The 16,416-nt window shown below is 71.0% G+C and carries 17 protein-coding genes and 2 riboswitches; of the genes, 5 read left to right on the top strand and 12 right to left on the bottom strand.

The window, feature by feature from the left end:
- Positions 1-7 precede the first annotated feature (7 nt).
- Positions 8-1,822 (bottom strand): AAA family ATPase, encoded by a 1,815-nt coding sequence (locus tag FHR96_RS16400; RefSeq protein ID WP_183388805.1) that lies wholly within the window; start codon positions 1,820-1,822, stop codon positions 8-10.
- A gap of 123 nt (positions 1,823-1,945) precedes the next feature.
- A riboswitch (cobalamin riboswitch) is annotated at positions 1,946-2,168 on the bottom strand.
- A 222-nt stretch (positions 2,169-2,390) separates the two neighbouring features.
- Between FHR96_RS16400 and FHR96_RS16395 the strand changes: the two genes are divergently transcribed.
- The 5 genes from FHR96_RS16395 (at position 2,391) to FHR96_RS16375 (ending at position 5,870) form a co-directional block, all read left to right on the top strand.
- Positions 2,391-3,407 carry an ABC transporter substrate-binding protein gene (locus FHR96_RS16395; protein ID WP_183388804.1) on the top strand — a complete coding sequence of 339 codons (1,017 nt, stop codon included), beginning with the start codon at positions 2,391-2,393 and terminating at the stop codon, positions 3,405-3,407.
- A 140-nt stretch (positions 3,408-3,547) separates the two neighbouring features.
- On the top strand, positions 3,548-4,528 hold the full coding sequence (locus tag FHR96_RS16390; RefSeq protein WP_246392996.1) for a FecCD family ABC transporter permease: 981 nt from the start codon (positions 3,548-3,550) through the stop codon (positions 4,526-4,528).
- Positions 4,525-5,289 (top strand): ABC transporter ATP-binding protein, encoded by a 765-nt coding sequence (locus FHR96_RS16385; protein ID WP_183388803.1) that lies wholly within the window; start codon positions 4,525-4,527, stop codon positions 5,287-5,289. The genes FHR96_RS16390 and FHR96_RS16385 overlap by 4 nt, the downstream gene beginning before the upstream one ends.
- Before the next feature lie 39 nt (positions 5,290-5,328).
- Positions 5,329-5,691, top strand: a complete 363-nt coding sequence (locus FHR96_RS16380) for a hypothetical protein (protein WP_183388802.1) — start codon at positions 5,329-5,331, stop codon at positions 5,689-5,691.
- Between the two features lie 2 nt (positions 5,692-5,693).
- Positions 5,694-5,870 carry a DUF1289 domain-containing protein gene (locus tag FHR96_RS16375; protein ID WP_183388801.1) on the top strand — a complete coding sequence of 59 codons (177 nt, stop codon included), beginning with the start codon at positions 5,694-5,696 and terminating at the stop codon, positions 5,868-5,870.
- A 185-nt stretch (positions 5,871-6,055) separates the two neighbouring features.
- On the opposite strand, the gene FHR96_RS16370 is transcribed toward FHR96_RS16375, so the two are convergent.
- The 11 genes from FHR96_RS16370 to FHR96_RS16320 all read right to left on the bottom strand — a co-directional run bounded on the left by FHR96_RS16370 (position 6,056) and on the right by FHR96_RS16320 (position 16,414).
- A complete protein-coding gene (locus tag FHR96_RS16370; RefSeq protein WP_183388800.1) occupies positions 6,056-6,883 on the bottom strand; it encodes an ABC transporter ATP-binding protein in 828 nt (275 codons plus the stop codon).
- Entirely contained in the window at positions 6,880-7,815 is a 936-nt protein-coding gene (locus FHR96_RS16365) for a FecCD family ABC transporter permease (protein WP_183388799.1), read from the bottom strand. The genes FHR96_RS16370 and FHR96_RS16365 overlap by 4 nt, the downstream gene beginning before the upstream one ends.
- A 52-nt stretch (positions 7,816-7,867) precedes the next feature.
- Positions 7,868-8,773 (bottom strand): cobalamin-binding protein, encoded by a 906-nt coding sequence (locus FHR96_RS16360; protein WP_379685305.1) that lies wholly within the window; start codon positions 8,771-8,773, stop codon positions 7,868-7,870.
- A 17-nt stretch (positions 8,774-8,790) separates the two neighbouring features.
- Entirely contained in the window at positions 8,791-10,617 is a 1,827-nt protein-coding gene (locus FHR96_RS16355; RefSeq protein ID WP_183388798.1) for a TonB-dependent receptor domain-containing protein, read from the bottom strand.
- Between the two features lie 74 nt (positions 10,618-10,691).
- Positions 10,692-10,891: riboswitch (cobalamin riboswitch) on the bottom strand.
- Between the two features lie 312 nt (positions 10,892-11,203).
- Positions 11,204-11,626, bottom strand: a complete 423-nt coding sequence (locus tag FHR96_RS16350; protein ID WP_183388797.1) for a bifunctional adenosylcobinamide kinase/adenosylcobinamide-phosphate guanylyltransferase — start codon at positions 11,624-11,626, stop codon at positions 11,204-11,206.
- Positions 11,578-12,228 (bottom strand): histidine phosphatase family protein, encoded by a 651-nt coding sequence (locus FHR96_RS16345; RefSeq protein WP_183388796.1) that lies wholly within the window; start codon positions 12,226-12,228, stop codon positions 11,578-11,580. Before FHR96_RS16345 ends, FHR96_RS16350 begins: the two co-directional genes overlap by 49 nt.
- Complete coding sequence (gene cobS / locus FHR96_RS16340) at positions 12,180-12,950, bottom strand: adenosylcobinamide-GDP ribazoletransferase (protein WP_183388795.1); 771 nt, start codon at positions 12,948-12,950, stop codon at positions 12,180-12,182. Before cobS ends, FHR96_RS16345 begins: the two co-directional genes overlap by 49 nt.
- On the bottom strand, positions 12,947-13,483 hold the full coding sequence (locus tag FHR96_RS16335) for a bifunctional adenosylcobinamide kinase/adenosylcobinamide-phosphate guanylyltransferase (protein WP_183388794.1): 537 nt from the start codon (positions 13,481-13,483) through the stop codon (positions 12,947-12,949). Before FHR96_RS16335 ends, cobS begins: the two co-directional genes overlap by 4 nt.
- Positions 13,480-14,613: a threonine-phosphate decarboxylase CobD gene (gene cobD / locus FHR96_RS16330; protein WP_183388793.1), complete on the bottom strand. Its 1,134-nt coding sequence runs from the start codon at positions 14,611-14,613 to the stop codon at positions 13,480-13,482. Before cobD ends, FHR96_RS16335 begins: the two co-directional genes overlap by 4 nt.
- Positions 14,610-15,590: an adenosylcobinamide-phosphate synthase CbiB gene (cbiB, locus tag FHR96_RS16325; RefSeq protein ID WP_183388792.1), complete on the bottom strand. Its 981-nt coding sequence runs from the start codon at positions 15,588-15,590 to the stop codon at positions 14,610-14,612. The genes cobD and cbiB overlap by 4 nt, the downstream gene beginning before the upstream one ends.
- On the bottom strand, positions 15,587-16,414 hold the full coding sequence (locus FHR96_RS16320) for an adenosylcobinamide amidohydrolase (protein ID WP_183388791.1): 828 nt from the start codon (positions 16,412-16,414) through the stop codon (positions 15,587-15,589). The genes cbiB and FHR96_RS16320 overlap by 4 nt, the downstream gene beginning before the upstream one ends.
- Positions 16,415-16,416 lie beyond the last annotated feature (2 nt).

The raw sequence follows: 16,416 nt of genomic DNA, 5'->3' as shown, positions 1-16,416 counted from the left end.
TTGACGTTCATGTCGATGCCCAACCCCCAGCCTCCAGGCCGGCCAGCGGCCGGTAATCGGCGCCCAGTGCGCGGGCGATGTCGCGGCCGCGACCACGCTTCACGGCGGCGGACTCGGTGTCGACGACCACGCAGTCGCCGAGCGGCGGCAGGCCGCCGAGCGGCTGGCGGGTGCGGCCGTCGGTGATCAGGTAGGTGCGCACGTGCAGGCCGGCGTCCTGGCGACGCCAGCGGCGGACCAGTTGGGCGGCGTGGCGCACGGCTTCGCGCAGCGGCGTGCCGCCGCCGCCGGGCACGGCGTCGAGCCGCTCGAGCAGGTCCTTGGGCGCGCGGCGTCGGGGCTGGAGGGTCTTGATGCCGTCGTTGCCGAAGCCCAGCACCGCAATCTGCTCCCGGGTGGCGTAGGCTCGGCGCGCCAGCGCGTCGACCGCGCCCTTGGCCCGGCCCAGCAGGCGCCGGCCGAGGGTCGAGGCGGAGGTGTCCAGCAGCACCAGGTGCAGCATCGGCTGGCCGCTGCGCGGGCGGCGATAGCACAGGCGACGCCAGGGGCGCCTGCCGCGATGTTCGACCAGGGTCGCGAACCAGTCCGGACGCGGCTCAGGATCGGCGGGCTCACTCTGTCGACGATTACGGCGACGGCCCTCCTGGCGGCCGGGGCGGTGGCTGGAGGATGCGAGCGAAGACGGCGTCCCATCGGTCTTCGGTGCGGGCGTCATTTCGGGCAGCGACGGCATCGGCGTCATGACGCTCGGCTGCGCCACCGGGGGCATGGCGCCCCACTGGCCCTGGGGCTCGGGGTCTCGAGCGTTACTGGCGTCCGGCCCCTGTCGCCCGAGGCCCTGCCCTTCGGAGCCACGCCCTTCGGAGCCACGCCCTTCGGAGCCCTGTCCTTCGGAAACAGAGCCAGAACCGCTGGAACCGTCATCGGGCGGATTCCGGTCTTCGGCCCCGGGGGCGACGGTGCGGCGGTGGGCCAGCACCCAGGGCTCGACGACGTCCAGGTCCTCACACTCGACGCGCGACGCACCGCGCCAGGCCGCATGGGCCCGGGCGGCGCGGTGCCAGGTGACGTCGGCGCGCATCCCTTCGACGCCGGCGGCCTCGCTGCGCGCGGCGATGCGCTCGTAGACCCAGTCGTCGGCGACGATCGCGGAAAGCCGCTCACGGGCATCGGCCAGGCGCCGGGTCAGCGCTGCCTGCTCGGCCTCGTGGGCATCGACGAAGTCGCGCGGATCGCAGTCGAAGGCCTCGCGCTGGCGCAGGATCGCTACGCGCTCGGCCACGCCGGGGCTCGCCGCCTGTTCGACGCACAGGCCGAAGCGGTCGAGCAGCTGCGGGCGCAGCTCGCCCTCGTCGGGGTTCATGGTGCCGATCAGACTGAAACGCGCGGGGTGGGCGTGGCTCAGGCCATCGCGCTCGACGCGGTTGACGCCGCTGGCCGCCACGTCGAGCAGCAGGTCGACCAGCGCATCCGGCAGCAGGTTGACCTCGTCGACGTACAGCAAGCCGCCGTGGGCGCGGGCCAGCAGGCCATCCTGGAAGCGCGCCTCGCCGTCGGCGAGCACCCGCTGCAGGTCCAGGCTGCCGGTCAGGCGCTCCTCGCTGGCGCCCAGCGGCAGGGTCACAAGCGACGTGGGCCGGCCCCCGGTATCGCGCGGCAGGATTGCCGCCAACGCCCGGGCCAGGGTCGACTTGGCACTGCCCTTGGGGCCGCTGATCAGCACGCCGCCAATGCGCGGATCGATGACGCTGAGCAACAGCGCGGTCTTGAGCGCCGGCTGGCCGACGACGGCGACGAAGGGGAAGTCGGGCACGGCGGTCATGGCGTCACGACCGAAGAGCGGCAGACGGACGCCAGACACGCATCACGGCGGTAGCTCCGCCGTGAGCAGAAAACGAAAAACACGGGCATGTTGATCCTCTCGGTGCCCACCGCACCGCACTGGGATGACACGAAACGACAGGCCGGTCTCCGGGCTTGAAGGGGCACTCGCCAGGGCATTGCCGAGGCGTCGTGCCGTGATCTGCACCTTCCCGGCGGGTCGCCAGTGGTCATCGCAGATCGCGCTTCATTACCGTTGCGGGGGCAGCGCTGGGATCGGCCGTGGCCTCACCAGACTTCCCGATTATCCCCAGATCGTCAGGGGCACCTGTCTTCGGACCAAGTATCGTAATGGACCGGTCACGCCCTGCGCAATCGCCCACTGCCGAAGCCTCGAAGACCTTGCCGATTTTTTAAGATATGTTATATCATAACTTTTTATATCGCTTAGCGTCTCCCGCATCTGGGGCGTCTACCCTGCGCCGAAGGGAGTGGAAAATGCATCGAAAATCGTGGCAATCTCCCGACGCCGGACGCCCATGTCACCCCCTCAACCTGGACACCACCGCATGACTCTCGCTCGCAAGCTACTGGCAGCGCTTACACTCCTCCCGGCATCATCCGCCTGGTCAGAGGCCACGCAGTATCCGCTGACACTGATGAATTGCGGTCGAGAAATTCGCGTTGATGCCGCACCGGAGCGCACCGTCACCGTCGGTCAGTCAGCGACCGAAACCCTCTACGCATTGGGCCTGGACGACCGAGTCGTCGGCACCTCGGTCTGGTTCACCCCGGTACTGCCAGAATTCCAGGAAGCCAACGCCAATATCGAGCGTATAGCCGACAATGACCCGAGCTTCGAAGGGGTAGTAAACCTCCGCCCAGACCTGGTCGCGGCCCAGTACGAATGGCACGTCGGCCCCACCGGCAGCGTGGCCACCCGCGACCAGTTCAAGGACCTCGGCATCGACACCTACATCATGCCCGCCGACTGCGATACCAAGGACAATGCCACCGGCGGCGATGGCACTCGCACCGCCGCCTTCTCTACCAATTCGATCTACAAGGGTATTCATGAGCTGGCCACCATTTTCGACGTACAGGATACCGGGGAAAACCTGATCGATGAGCTTGAGTCACGCGAAGAAAAAGCCATTTCCCGCGCCGAATCGCTGTCACTTCCTGACGACTTGTCGGCGGCATTCTGGTTCTCTTCTCCCGACGACTCATCGGATCCCTACGTCGCCGGAAGGCTCGGCGCCCCCGGCTACATGATGGACAAGCTCGGCATCCAAAACGTTATCCAGTCGAACGAGGAATGGCCGACCGTTGGCTGGGAAACGATCGCCCGCGCCGACCCGGACATCATCGTGATCGCGACGATGGATCGCCGCCGCTATGCGGCGGACAGCGTCGAGGCAAAGCGCGACTTCCTGCGCAACGATCCCGTGGCACAAGAGATGTCGGCGGTGAAAAATGGCCACATCATCGAGATGGATGCCCACGCCATGAGTGCGACGATGCGTACCGTCTACGGCCTCGAGACGCTGGTCGAGGCCCTGTCGATCCAGCCGTTCGATCGATGACCGATGCCGCTCGCTCCCTGGCGTCGACCACCGCGCCCTCCGGGCACTCGAACGCCGCGCGCCCTGCTCGTCTCGTGCCTTCGGCACGCTCCGCATGGCACTGGAGCTGGCTGGCACCGCTGCTGCTGTTCGCCGCGGTGATGGCAGGCACCGCCATCGGCGAGACCGCGATTCCGCTCGATACCATTCTCAAGGTGCTGGCCAACCATCTCGGCGATGCGACCTTCGCGGTAGACCGCATCGATGCCGGCATCGTCTGGGAGTATCGCCTGAGCCGGGCGATCCTCGCCGCCTGCTGCGGCACCGGCCTGGCCCTGGCCGGGGTGGTGCTGCAGGCGCTGCTGCGCAACCCGCTCGCCGACCCCTTCCTGATGGGTATCTCCGCCGGTGCCTCCACCGGCGCCGTCTCGGTGGCCATCCTCGGCATCGGCGCCGGTACCCTGACGCTGTCACTCGGCGCCTTCGCCGGTGCCGGACTGGCCTTCGGCCTGGTGGTGGTGCTGGCCCACACCGCCGGCAGCGGCACCGGCGGCGGCCGCGCGACCCAGGCCGCCGGCGCCATCATCCTCGCCGGCATCGCCGGCTCGCAGCTGTTCAATGCCCTCACCGCGCTGATCATCGCCAAGTCGGCGAGCGCCGAGCAGGCCCGCGGCATCATGTTCTGGCTGATGGGCAACCTCTCGGGCGTGCGCTGGGACGACGTCGCCCTGGCGCTACCCGCCGCCCTGGCGGGCCTGGCGATCTGCCTGTGGTACCGGCGCGCCCTGGACGCCTTCACCTTCGGCGCCGACAGCGCCGCCTCGCTGGGCATTCCCGTGCGCCGGGTACGTGGAGTGTTGATCGCCGCCATGGCGCTGGTCACCGCCGCCATGGTGTCCATGGTCGGCGCCATCGGCTTCGTCGGGCTGGTGATTCCCCACGCCATGCGCTTTCTGGTCGGCAGCCGCCACACCCGGCTGGTGCCGGCCTCGGCGCTGGCCGGAGCGATCTTCCTGATCGGCGCCGACGTGCTCTCGCGCATCCTGGTGGCCGGCCAGGTGCTGCCGATCGGCGTGGTCACGGCGCTGATCGGTGCCCCGGCCTTCGCCCTGATCCTGATCCGCGGTGCGAGGACGCGATGAGACTCTGCGCCGAGCACGTCGACTGGCGGGTCCACGGCCGCCGGCTGCTGGACGACGTCAGCCTGACGGTGGAACCGGGCGAGACTTTCGGCCTGGTCGGTCCCAACGGCTCGGGCAAGACGACCCTGCTGCGCGTGCTGGCGGGGCTCAGGCGGCCAAAGGCCGGCCGCGCGCTGGCCGACGGCCGGCAGATGCAGACCATGCGGCCCCACGAGATCGCACGTGCCATCGCCTTCGTCGAACAGCAGGCGGATACCCTCGACCGCCTCGCGGTGCGCCAGGCGGTGGCGCTGGGGCGCACGCCCTTCCTCACGCCGCTGAGCCCGTGGTCCGAAGAGGACGACACCATCGTCGACCAGGCGCTGGCCGAGGTCGGCCTCGAGACGATGGCCGAGCGCCTGTGGCACACCCTCTCCGGCGGCGAACGCCAGCGCGTGCACATCGCCCGTGCCCTGGCCCAGCGGCCCCGCGCCCTGCTGCTCGACGAACCGACCAACCACCTGGACATCCGCCACCAGCTGTCGATCCTGCGCCTGGTACGACGGCTGCCGATCACCGTGATCATCGCCCTGCACGACCTCGACCAGGCCATGGACTGCGACCGCATCGGCGTGATGGAAGGCGGACGCCTGGTCGACATCGGCCCGCCCCGGGAGGTGCTGACCCTCGAACGGCTGCGGCACACCTTCGGCGTGCACGCCGATTTTCTCGACGATCCCGAACAGGGCCGGCCGGTGCTGCGCTTCCGACGCGCCCTGTAGATCGCTACCCTGCCACGCCCCACGATGAGAGAGCCCGATATGCTCGACAAGAAAGCCAGCCGGCAGATGGAACGCCGGCTGACCCAGGCCCTGACCGACGCCTGCGAAACCGCCAAGCCGCTGCTGCCGGGCTTCGCCTGGCTGACCCATCTGGTGGACTACCGCCGCTTCCCCGACAGCCTGCGGGTGGTCTGGGTGTTCGAGACCCAGGACGATCTAGCCCGCGCCCTCAAGGGCGACGGCCGCCGTCGCATGCGCGAGCTCACCGAGGCCGCGCTGTTCGAGGCGGACGTGGAGGTCGGGAACATCGACGCCCACCTGGACGCCGACAGCGAAGAGGAATGCCGCCGCGTGCACGGCGGCGACTGGGAGCGCCGGCTGTCCGTACTGGAGCGCCACTGATTATGGCCAAGCGCATCGACAGCCCCTGCGTCTCGATCTGCCAGCTGAAGGGCGGACTATGCGTGGGCTGCGGCCGCACCACCGAGGAGATCACCCGCTGGCAGTCGATGAAGCGCCCGGAGCGCCTGCAGACCAATCGGCTTGCGGCGCAGCGGCTGAAGAAACTCAGTAAAGACTGAGCCGGAAAGTCGTCGAGCGAAGGTGAGGGCTAGGCCCGTTCCCGACGGGCCAACGCACTTCCCACCTCCCTGTGGGTCGCAAGGCAAACATCATCGAAAAGGCGGACCGGGCTCGCGTGCGAGTTTACGTTCTGTAAATGAGGACTTTGACCGGGCTCGCGCACAAGCTGATGTTTAACGCCGTATCATCGAGCGCAGACACTTTTCCGAGGGACGAAAACGAGGGCGCCGTCTACCTCCACGCAAGTCAACGTCTGATCGTAGAGCCGCTCCAGGGCGTCGGGCGCCAGCATGGCCTCGGCCGGGCCCCAGCAGGCCTCGCCGTCGGGGTAGAGCAGCAGCAGGTGGCTGCACCAGCGAGCGGCGAGGTTGAGGTCGTGCAGGCACATGATCACGCCTCGCCCCCGCTCGGCCTGCTCGGCGAGCAGCGTCATGATCGCCACCTGGTGGTGCAGGTCGAGGTGGTTGGTGGGCTCGTCGGCAAGCCAGAAGCGCGGCGCCTGGGTCAGCACCGTGGCCAGGCTGACCCGCTGGCGCTCGCCGCCGGAGAGCGTCGCCAGCTCGCGCTCGGCGAGGTGCGAAAGCTCGAGTCGTTCGAGTGCCGCCTCGGCCCGGGCGTAGTCCTCGGGCCCTTCCTGGCGCCAGGGCGAGAGGAACGGATGGCGGCCGATCAGCGCGGTCTCGCGCACCGTGGCCGGGAAATCGTCGTGGCGCTCCTGGAACACCACGCCAAGGTGTCGGGCCAGCTCGCGGCGCCGCCGGCGGGCCAGCGGCGTACCGTCGAGGCTCACCTCCCCCGCCCGCGGCGGGCGCAGCCCGGCCAGGGTATGCAGCAGGGTGGTCTTTCCCGCGCCGTTGGGCCCGAGCACCCCCCAGCGCTGGCCGGGTTCGATGGCGAGATCGAGCGCCCGACCGTCCGGTCGCCCCGGCACATCGATGACCAGGCCTCTCGCTTCCAGGCCCGTCGCCGCCAGGCCCTTTCCTTCCGGGCCCTTCGCCGCCGGCCCCGTCATCGTTGGCTCCGCTGCAACAGGTAGAGGAAGGTCGGCACCCCGATCAGCGCGGTGATCACGCCCACCGGCAGCTGCTGAGGGGCGATCAGGGTACGCGCCAGGGTGTCGGCCAGGGTCAGCAGGGTACCGCCGGCCAGCAGGCTGGCCGGCAGGATCAGCCGCTGGTCGTTGCCCAGCCGCAGGCGCAGCATGTGCGGCACCATCAGCCCGACGAAGCCGACGCTGCCGGCGGTGGTCACCGCCATGGCGGTGATGAAGCTCGCCAGCAGGTAGAGGGTCCACTCGAGCGGCCGCACCGCCACGCCCAGCGCGGCGGCCTGCAATCCGCCCCGGGCCAGCACGTTGAGCGTGCGCCCCAGCGGCAGCACCACGGCCAGGCCCGCTGCGGCCGTGGCCAGCACCGGCCAGGGGCTGCCCGCATAGGCGAGGTCGCCCATCAGCCAGTAGAGCATGCCGGGCAGCCGTTCCACCGGGCTGACCGCCAGCAGGAAGGTAATCATCGCGCCCCAGCCCGACGCCATCACCACCCCGGTGAGCAGCAGCCGAGTGGGCGTCCAGCTGCCGCCGCCGTGAGCCAGGCCGAACACGATCAGCGTCGAGGCCAGCGCCCCGGCGAAGGCCGCGCCGCCCACCAGGGTCGCGCCGAGACCGGCCAGCATGGCCAGCAGCGCGGCCACCGAGGCACCGCCGGAGAGCCCCAGCACGTAGGGATCGGCCAGCGGGTTGCGCAGCAGGATCTGCATCAGCGCCCCGGCCAGCGCCAGCAGCGCCCCGGTGCCGAACGCCGCCAGCGCCCGGGGCAGGCGGAGTTCAAGCACCAGGGTGCGATGCAGGGCTTCACCGCCGCCGGCCAGCACGTCCAGCAGTTCACCGGGGCCCAGCGACACGCTGCCCAACGCCAGGGCGGTCAGCTGGGCCAGCAGAGCCGCCATCGCCAGACACGCCAGCGGCCCGAGGGCCGGCCTCCCGAATAGGCGAGATACCCTAGCGCCGCCCACGGGCCGTCTCCAGATGGGCGCACAGCGCCCGAGTGCCCTCGACCAGCCGCGGCGTGGCGCGCTGCACCAGGTCCGGGTCGATGAAGAACAGGTTGTCGCGACGCACCGCGGCAAGCTCGGGAAACTCGCGCCAAGCCTCTAGCCAGGAGGAATCGGCCTTGCCCATGCCGCCGGTGATGATGACCTCGGGATCCCGGGCCAGCACCGCCTCGCGGGCGATGCGCGGCACCAGCGGCGCCTCGTCGGCGAACAGGTTCTCGCCGCCGCACAGCGCCAGGGCATGGCTGATCCAGTGCTCGCCGTTGACGGTCATCAGCGGCTGCTCCCAGACCTGGTAGAAGACCGACACCGGGGCGGCATCGGCGTAGCGGCGTCGAAGCTCGGCCACCTCGTCGCGCAGCCGCGCGGCCGCCTCATGGCCCTCGCCCTCGCTGCCGGCCAGCGCTCCGAGACGCTCCAGGCTCGCGGCGATGGCGACAAAGTTCTCGGCATCGGAGAAATACACCGGCAGGCCGAGCGTGGGCAAGCGATCGATCTGCTCGCGAGGATTGCCCCCGGCCCAGGCCACCACCAGGTCGGGCTCGAGGGCCAGCAGCGCCTCGAGGTCGAGGCGGTCGTAGCTGCCGACCCGGGGCAGTGACTCGGCCGCAGGCGGGTAGTCACTGAAGCTGACCGCCCCCACTACCCGCTCGCCGGCCCCGGCGGCGAACAGCAGCTCGGTCACGCCGGGCGACAGCGCCACGATGCGGTGCGCCGGGACGTCCAGGCAGACCTCGCGGTCGGCATCGTCGGTGACGCAGACATCGGCGGCGGCCTGGGCCGGCACGAGACCCGCCAGCCCCAGGCCTACCAGCAAGCCCGCTCTGCGGCCCAGCGCCATCATTCGTTGCATGCCAGCTTGCCAGGACATCAGCCGCCGAAGCTTACGCTGAGGAAGGCCGCGCGCCCGGCGTCGCGATAGGCGTAGTCGTTGAAGCTGTCGTAGGTCGTGACGTACTCCTTGTCGAAGACGTTCTCCAGCGTCAGTCGAGCCGACCAGCCCGGGGCGAAGCCCCAGCCGGCGCGCAGGTTGAGGATACCGAAGCCAGGCAGACGCTCATCGTTGGCCGCGTCGTTGTAACGGTGCCCCTGGGCGATCCAGGAACCGCCGAGCGTCCAGTCGCCCAGCGCCCGGTCGGCGTCGAAGCGCAGGCTGCGCGAGGCACGGCGCACCAGGCGCTTGCCGGTCTCGCGATCCTCCGGGTCGGCGTAGGTCAAGGCGGCACGCAGCGTCCAGTCGTTGACGTCGGCGCCGGTGGCGATCTCCACGCCGCGGATGCGAGCCCGGTCGACGTTGAAGGGGGCGAAACGGCCGTTGCGCAGGGTGTTGGCGATCATGTCGTCGATCTCGGTGCGGTACAGCGCCAGGTCCCAGAAGCCACGGCCGAGCTGGCCGCGCAGGCCGAGTTCGATGCTCTCCGAGTGCTCCGCCTCGAGATCGGGATTGCCGAAGTTGGGAAAATAGAGCTCGTTGAAGGTCGGCGCGCGGAAGGCGGTGCCGTAGCTGGCGCGCAGGGTATGGATCTCGTCGAGGGCGTATCCCAGCGCCAGGCTGCCGGTGACCTCCTCGCCGAAGGCCTCGTTGTCGTCGTGACGCAGCCCGGCCTGCACGGAGAACGGCGAGAAGTCCAGCAGCGCCTGGCCGAACACGGCCAGGTTGTCGCGGCTGTCCTCGACGTAGGCGGTGGTGCCGGAGACGTCGTCGCGGGCGTACTCGGCGCCGGCGACCAGCTGGTGGGGCCCCAGATCCAGGGTGTTCTCCCAGCGGGCGGTACGCGTGCGGGTGTCGATCACCGAGTCGCCAAAGTCGTCATGGTTGTCGCTCTCGTCCCGGGCCTCGCTCAGCGTCAGGCGGCTGCGCCAGGCGTCGGTGACCGGCAGCTCACCGTAGACCCCGGCCACCCGCTGGGCATAGTCGGTGTCGCCGCCCACGAACTCGGTGTTGCCGCGAGCGCTCAGGCCCAGCAGGCCCAGCTCGGCGCCGCTGGCGAAGGTATGCGAGAGGCGCACCAGGCCGGTGGTGTTGTCGTAGCCCTTGTCGCCCTGGCCGTCGACGATCTCGTAGCCGTCGCTCTCCAGGCGGCTGGCGGCGACGTGATAGCGAGTGCCGCCCCCGCTGCCGGACAGCGAGGCGCTGCCCCGCCGGGTGTCGAAGCTGCCGCCGCCCAGGGTGACGCTCGGGGTCGGCTCGCCCTCGCCCTCCGGGGTGAACAGCTGGACCACGCCGCCCACGGCGTCGGCGCCGTAGAGGCTGCCCCGCGGGCCACGCACGACCTCGACGCGCTCGAACATCCGCGGGTCGAGGAACTGCCAGGCGGGGCTCCCGGTGGTGGCCGAACGCAGCCGGATGCCGTCGATCATCAGCGGCGTGGATTCGCTGCCGGTACCGCGCAGGTAGACGCTGGCGTTCTTGCCGAAGGCGCCGCTGGAGGAGATGTCGACGCCTGGCTGGGCGCGCAGGATATCGGTGATGTCCCTGGGATCCTGACGGCGCAGGGCTTGCTGGTCGATCACGGTGACCGAGGCCAGGCTCTCGTCGGCGGTGCGCGGCGCCAGGGCGGCGGTCACCACCAGCGGGTTGAGCGTCTGTGAGGCGACATCGTCCGCCGCGGCGGTCGTCTCGCCCTGGGCCTGGACGGCCAGCGGCAGCGCGGCCAGGGCAAAGGCCAGGCCGCGGGAGGGATGGGGCTTGTTCATGGGAGTCCTTGCTCACCGTGCTCACCCGCACGGCTTGTCGGTTTTTATCGAGCCTCGAGGCCATCCGGCTCATCGTGGCGTTGGCCTCCCAGGCCGGTCTCCGGGCTGACGAGCGAGGCGCTGACGTGCCTCTCTACCGCCGCCTTCCCGTGCAAGGCACAGTGGCATTGTGGCGGTGCATGACTCGATCACCGTTGCGGGGGCAGCGTCGGACTGGATCACCGACTTCCCGTTTCAACCCGGCCCGTCGTGCGGGCCTGGCGCCGGATCGGAGGGCGCCTGGGTCACCTGAGAGTGCGCGTAAGCTAGCAATCGCCTACCGGGGCGTCAACGCGGCACGGGCTCTTGCCCAAGACCGTCGCTACCGATACGCTCGCGGCTATCCCGTCGACAAGCCTGCGAAGAAACGCTGTGAATACTTCCCTGTAAGCTCCCGACGCCCTGCAGCGCTCTCGCGTCCCGCTTCGCTTGCAGGGCCGGTGCTGGCCATCCTTGGCCAGCCCGTTCGGCGGAATCCGCCTCACCCCTGGCGTAGGAGTTTTTCTTCGGCTTGTCCCCGGCGCCCCTCGCTAGATGCCTCGGCCACTCACAGCCGGCGCGCCAGTCCGTGGCGCACATACCAGACCGATTCGGCGCGGGCGGCGGCGTCCTGGGCCAGCCAGCCGGCCAGGTCACGCAGGCGCCGGTCCGCCGCGTCCATGGGCACGATGCCGCGCCCCATCTCGGGCAGGATCAGCACGACCTCTCCCCTCGCCTCACGCTCGGCGTCCCTCAGCCTGTCGAGCGCCTCGGCCAGTCGCGCGCGCAGCCGGTCGTCGTCGGGCTCGTCCGCCAGGGCCTTCTCCAGCCAGCCCGCCCAGCCTGTCAGCACCCGCACCCTGCCCGAGCGCAGGTCATTCTCCCGACCCTCGAGGCCAACGTCGTCGACCCGAGACCAGGCGGCGCCGGGGAAGCGCGCGGCTACGAGGTCGCGCTTGCCGGCGCAGGCACCGCCGATGAAGAGCTGCATGACCAGCCGTCCTCCTCGCATGTGAAGGTGAAACACCGCCCCTGGGCCTGGCCGACCACGCCGCCCCAGAAGTCCGCGTTCTCCAGGCGGCGGCGCAGCTCGCGGATGGCGCCGCCGTGGCTGACCGCCAGCACCCGGCGATGGCCGGCCGCCTGCGCCTCGGCCTGCACCTCCTCGAGCCAGGCCGAGAGCCGCGCCCACAGGTCGTCGGCGGATTCCCCGCCCGGCGTGGCCAGCCGCCCTTGGCTGTCGACCCAGGCACGATAGTCGGGATCGTCCTTGAGCGCGGCCCAGGTCTGGCCCTCGTAGTCGCCGAAGGCCAGCTCGCGCAGCCGGGCATCGAAGCGCGGCGACGCTAGCTCCCCCTCACGCGCCCTGCCCTCCAGCACATGGGCCAGGGTCTGGCGGCAGCGCGTCAGGTCGCTGCAGTGCACGGCGTCGAAGGCGACGTCGGCCAGCGCCTCGCGCAGCCGGTCGAGGTCCGCCTCGGCATCCGGCAGCAGCAGCGGAATGTCGCGATGGCCCTGGTAGCGGTGTTCACGGTTCCAACGGGTCAGGCCATGACGAACGACCACCAGCTCCAGGCGATCAGCAGCAGCCATAGTTCTCCTCCCTCGATGGCGGCGCCGACGATGTCGCCGTTGATGCCGCCGAAGGCCCGGCGCACCGCCCGGCCGTAGATGATGACGAAGCCCGCCATTCCGACAAGCAGCCAGGCTAGCAGCCAGCCCATCCCGGGCACGAAAAACAGACACGCCAGCGCCGGCAGTGAGGCCAGCACCAGGTCGCGCCGGCCGAGGCTCTGCTGCCAGGCGTGGGCCAGGCCCTCAGCGCGGGCGGCGGGCTGGCTCACCAGCAGGCCGACCGCGGCCAGCCGGCCCAGCGCCACCACCGGCACCAGCCACCAGGGGCTCGCTCCGGCGGCCAGCAGCGCCCACAGCAGCGCCGCCTTCCAGGCCAGTTGGAAGACCAGCGCCAGCATGCCGAAGCTGCCGACCTGCGGGTCCTTCATGATCGCCCAGCGCTTCTCGAGCGGCGCGTTGCTGCCGAGCGCGTCGGCCAGGTCCATCAGGCCGTCGAGATGCAGCCCGCCGGTCAGCGCCACCCACAGGCTGAGCAGCGCAAGCGTCAGCAGCGGCAGAGGGACCATCTCCTCGAGCAGCATGCCGGCGGCGGCCAGGATCGCCCCGACCAGCGCGCCGACCAGCGGATAGGCCCGCGCCGCCCAGCGCCGAGTGGCCGGCGTCCAGGGGCAGGACAGCGGCACCGGCAGCCGGGTCAGGAACTGGAGAGCCAGCAGCACCCCGAAGCCCGCGTCCTTCATGCATCATCTCCCTTCCAGTCGATGGCGCGGCCGGCCACCACCTCGATCACCCGATCCGCGGCCGCGGCCAGGTCGCGATGCAGGGCCTGCAGGAAGGCCAGGTAGCGCCATACAAGGGCGTCGCGGGGCGGCAGATCCTCGTTGAGGTCGTTGGAGACCACCACCAGGGCGAGGTCGCGGCGTCGCGCCTCGGCGAGCCCCGCCGCCAGCATCGCCCGGCCTTCGCCCTCCGAGAGGCCGGCCTCGAACATCACCCGGCTGGCCCACAGGGTCAGGCAGTCGAGCAGCGCCGTGCTGCCCCTGGGCATCGCGGCGAGCGTCTCGGCGAAGGCCAGCGGCGGCTCGAGGGTCAACCAGCCCTTGCCCCGCTCGCGGCGATGGCGGGCGATGCGGGCGGCCATCTCGTCGTCGCCGGCCCGGGCGGTGGCCAGATAGTAGCGCTCGCCGCCGCGCGCTGCCTGCCACTCGCCGACCAGCGCCTCGGCCACGCCGCTCTTGCCGGAACGCGCCCCGCCGGAGACGAAGGCGATCATGGCCGCCTCCAGGCCGCCAGGGCCTCGAGCAGCCGGGCATTGTCGTCGCCGCCGCGCAGCGCCAGGCGCAGCCAGGCGCCGTCGAGGCCGGGGAATCCGTGAGTGTGGCGGGCCAGCAGCCCGCGCTCGAGCAGGAAGGCGAACAGCGCCCCGGCCTCGCCGGCATCGGCCCCGCCGCGCAGCAGCAGGAAGTTGGCGTGGGTCTCGGGCACCGTGTAGCCCAGCGCCCGCACGCGTTCGGGAAGATCGCGCTCGGTGGCGAGCCAGGCCCGGGTGCGGGCCAGATAGTCCTCATCGGCGAGCAGCGACGCCGTCAGCGCCAGGGCCAGGGCGTTGACGCTCCACGGCATCTGCAGCGCGGCCAGCCGCTCGACGGTCTCGGGGGCGCCGAGCAGGTAGCCGAGCCGGAGCCCCGGCACGTCGAAGAGCTTGGTCAGCGAGCGCAGCAGCAGCAGGTTCCTCGAGCGCTCGAGCAGCGGCGTGAGCCGCTCCTCGCGCTCGGTGAAGTCGACGAAGGCCTCGTCCACCACCAGGGTGGTGCGGGTCTCGTCGGCCCGCGCCAGCAGCCGCTCGACGTCGGCGCGGGGAATCAGGGTGCCGCTGGGATTGTTGGGCCGGCACAGGAAGGCCACGTCGACGCCGGCCAGGGCGGACTCGGCGGCCTCGAGATCGAGCCGGAACGCCGAGGGTTCCAGCGCCAGCCGCTCGACCTCGAGGCCGTGCCGGCGAGAGGCCAGGGCATACTCCGAGAAGGTGGGCTCGATCACCAAGGCGCGGCCGCCGGCGTGCAACGCCGCGGCGAGATGGATCGCCTCGATGCCGCCATTGGTGACCAGCACTCGCTCCGGCGCCACGCCGTCGTGGGCGGCGATGGCCTGGCGCGCCCGGCCGTCGTCCGGGTCCGGATAGCGGGAGAGCAACTTACCGGCGCCGGCCAGCGGCCCATTCAGCCGATCGCTCAGCCAATCGCCGAGCCAGGGCGGCGGCCCCAGCGGATTGAGGTTGGCGCTGAAGTCGATCACCGGATGGTCGGCGGGCAGGCCGTGACGCGACAGCAGCGGCGCGATGCGCCCGCCGTGGGCCGGCCAGTCCGGCGTGCTCTTCGCGTCCGTTCTCGCCGGTGTTGTCATGCCAGCCACTCCTTCAACAGCACCAGGGGCACCAGCAGCGCCAGCAGGCCTAGCCATCCGCCATGCATATGGCGGATGGCGCGCTCGATATGGGCCACGCTCAACGGCTCCAGCGCGCAACCGAGGACGGCGCGATGCGAGGGGCGACCATCGTAATGGTTGAGTCCGCCGAGCCGCACGCCCAGCAGGTGCGCGACCATCGCCTCGGGCCAGCCGGCGTTGGGGCTGGGATGACGCGGCGCCTCGCGGCGGGTAGCGGCCATGGCACCTTTCGTGCGGCCGCCGACGACGAGGCGCGCCGCCAGCCACATGGCCAGTGCCGTGAGCCGCGCCGGCACCCAGTTGACGGCGTCGTCCAGGCGCGCCGAGGCGCGGCCGAAGTCTTCGAAGCGCGGGCTGCGATAGCCGACCATCGAATCCAGCGTATTGACCGCCTTGTAGGCCAGCGCCAGGGGCGCGCCGCCGATCATCGCCCAACACAGCGGCGCGGTGATGCCATCCACGGTGTTCTCGGCCACGGTCTCCACCGCGCCGCGGGTGAGCCCGGCCTCGTCCAGCGCCTCGGTGTCGCGGCCGACGATCCTGCCCAGAGCGCGCCGCGCCGCCGGCAGGTCGCCGCGCTTGAGCGGCTCGGCCACCGCCCGGGCCGCCTCGGCAAGCCCGCGGGTGGCGAAGGCCGTGGCCAGCAGGATGAGTTCGGCGGCCAGCGACAAGCCAGGGGATATCCAGGCCAGCGCCGTCAGCAGGACCCAGACCAGCGCCCAGGTGCCGCCGACCACCGCCGCCGCCAGCCAGAGGCCCCGCCGCCGCCGGGCCTCGGCGGGGCCGTGATTCCACGCGCGCTCGAGCCGGGCGATCGCCCGGCCGATGCCGACCACCGGGTGCGGCAGCCAGGGCGGATCCCCCAGCGCCAGGTCGATGGCCAGCGCCGCCGCGATCAGCACCAGCAGCTCCCAGGACAGCGGGTCCAGCATCATGCTGCGCCCTCCCCGGCCGCCAGGGATTCGCGCACGGCGCGATAGACCGCGGCGCCGATCGCGCGGCCGAGGCGCGTGCCCGAGCCGGCATAGGGCGTCGGCGCACCGCGCTGGGTGGCGGCGATGGCCAGGCAATCGGTGGAGGTGCCGGTGGCCGGCGTGCCGTGCTCGGGATCGCGTACCCCGTCGGCCGCCAGGGCCTGCACCTTGGCCTCAGTGGCGGAGAGCGCGGCGTTGACCAGGGCGCCGTCGGTGAGATGGCCGTCGACGAACACCAGCACATTGATGGTGCCCGCGACCAGGCGCGGATCGCCGCTCGCCGGCGCGGTGATGTCCACGGCATTGCCCACCCCGGCGGTGACCGCCGCCAGCACCCGAGGCCTGCCATCCACGTCGTCGACGTCGACCGGCACCAGCGCCAGATGCGCCAGCGGCACCGCGGTCATCATCGCCAGGGCCTCGTCTCTTTTCTCGGCCCGGCCCTCGCCTCTCTCCTCGGCCCGGCCCTCGCCTCTCTCCTCGGCCCGGCCACCGCCGCTGTCCTCGACCAGGCCCCGCGCGGCGAGCCAGCGGCGCAGGTCCTCCGTCGGCGTTTGGCCGGCGTAGTCCCTGTCGACGTAGAAATTGCAGAAATCACGGACCCAGCCGAGCCCTTCGCCGACCAGGGCGTTGCTGAGCGTTCGCAGCGACTGGGGATAGTAGAAGTGCAGGCAGCCGGCCTCGGCGACGAGGCTCAGGCCGTCGCCGAAGGCCAGCGCCCTGGAGACCGGACCGTGGTGCCGGCAAGGATCATGGCGAAGGGCGTGACGCAATGGAGCATCCATCG

Source organism: Halomonas organivorans, from assembly GCF_014192055.1.
GTDB lineage: Bacteria > Pseudomonadota > Gammaproteobacteria > Pseudomonadales > Halomonadaceae > Halomonas > Halomonas organivorans.
This window is presented reverse-complemented; position numbering and strand designations above follow the sequence as displayed.

Bases quoted from the DNA above. Each gene is read 5' to 3' on its own strand.
- FHR96_RS16400 (WP_183388805.1), bottom strand. From the start codon at position 1,822: ATGACCGCCGTGCCCGACTTCCCCTTCGTCGCCGTCGTCGGCCAGCCG.
- FHR96_RS16395 (WP_183388804.1), top strand. From the start codon at position 2,391: ATGACTCTCGCTCGCAAGCTACTGGCAGCGCTTACACTCCTCCCGGCA.
- FHR96_RS16390 (WP_246392996.1), top strand. From the start codon at position 3,548: ATGGCAGGCACCGCCATCGGCGAGACCGCGATTCCGCTCGATACCATT.
- FHR96_RS16385 (WP_183388803.1), top strand. From the start codon at position 4,525: ATGAGACTCTGCGCCGAGCACGTCGACTGGCGGGTCCACGGCCGCCGG.
- FHR96_RS16380 (WP_183388802.1), top strand. From the start codon at position 5,329: ATGCTCGACAAGAAAGCCAGCCGGCAGATGGAACGCCGGCTGACCCAG.
- FHR96_RS16375 (WP_183388801.1), top strand. From the start codon at position 5,694: ATGGCCAAGCGCATCGACAGCCCCTGCGTCTCGATCTGCCAGCTGAAG.
- FHR96_RS16370 (WP_183388800.1), bottom strand. From the start codon at position 6,883: ATGACGGGGCCGGCGGCGAAGGGCCCGGAAGGAAAGGGCCTGGCGGCG.
- FHR96_RS16365 (WP_183388799.1), bottom strand. From the start codon at position 7,815: ATGGCGGCTCTGCTGGCCCAGCTGACCGCCCTGGCGTTGGGCAGCGTG.
- FHR96_RS16360 (WP_379685305.1), bottom strand. From the start codon at position 8,773: ATGCAACGAATGATGGCGCTGGGCCGCAGAGCGGGCTTGCTGGTAGGC.
- FHR96_RS16355 (WP_183388798.1), bottom strand. From the start codon at position 10,617: ATGAACAAGCCCCATCCCTCCCGCGGCCTGGCCTTTGCCCTGGCCGCG.
- FHR96_RS16350 (WP_183388797.1), bottom strand. From the start codon at position 11,626: ATGCAGCTCTTCATCGGCGGTGCCTGCGCCGGCAAGCGCGACCTCGTA.
- FHR96_RS16345 (WP_183388796.1), bottom strand. From the start codon at position 12,228: ATGGCTGCTGCTGATCGCCTGGAGCTGGTGGTCGTTCGTCATGGCCTG.
- cobS (WP_183388795.1), bottom strand. From the start codon at position 12,950: ATGAAGGACGCGGGCTTCGGGGTGCTGCTGGCTCTCCAGTTCCTGACC.
- FHR96_RS16335 (WP_183388794.1), bottom strand. From the start codon at position 13,483: ATGATCGCCTTCGTCTCCGGCGGGGCGCGTTCCGGCAAGAGCGGCGTG.
- cobD (WP_183388793.1), bottom strand. From the start codon at position 14,613: ATGACAACACCGGCGAGAACGGACGCGAAGAGCACGCCGGACTGGCCG.
- cbiB (WP_183388792.1), bottom strand. From the start codon at position 15,590: ATGATGCTGGACCCGCTGTCCTGGGAGCTGCTGGTGCTGATCGCGGCG.
- FHR96_RS16320 (WP_183388791.1), bottom strand. From the start codon at position 16,414: ATGGATGCTCCATTGCGTCACGCCCTTCGCCATGATCCTTGCCGGCAC.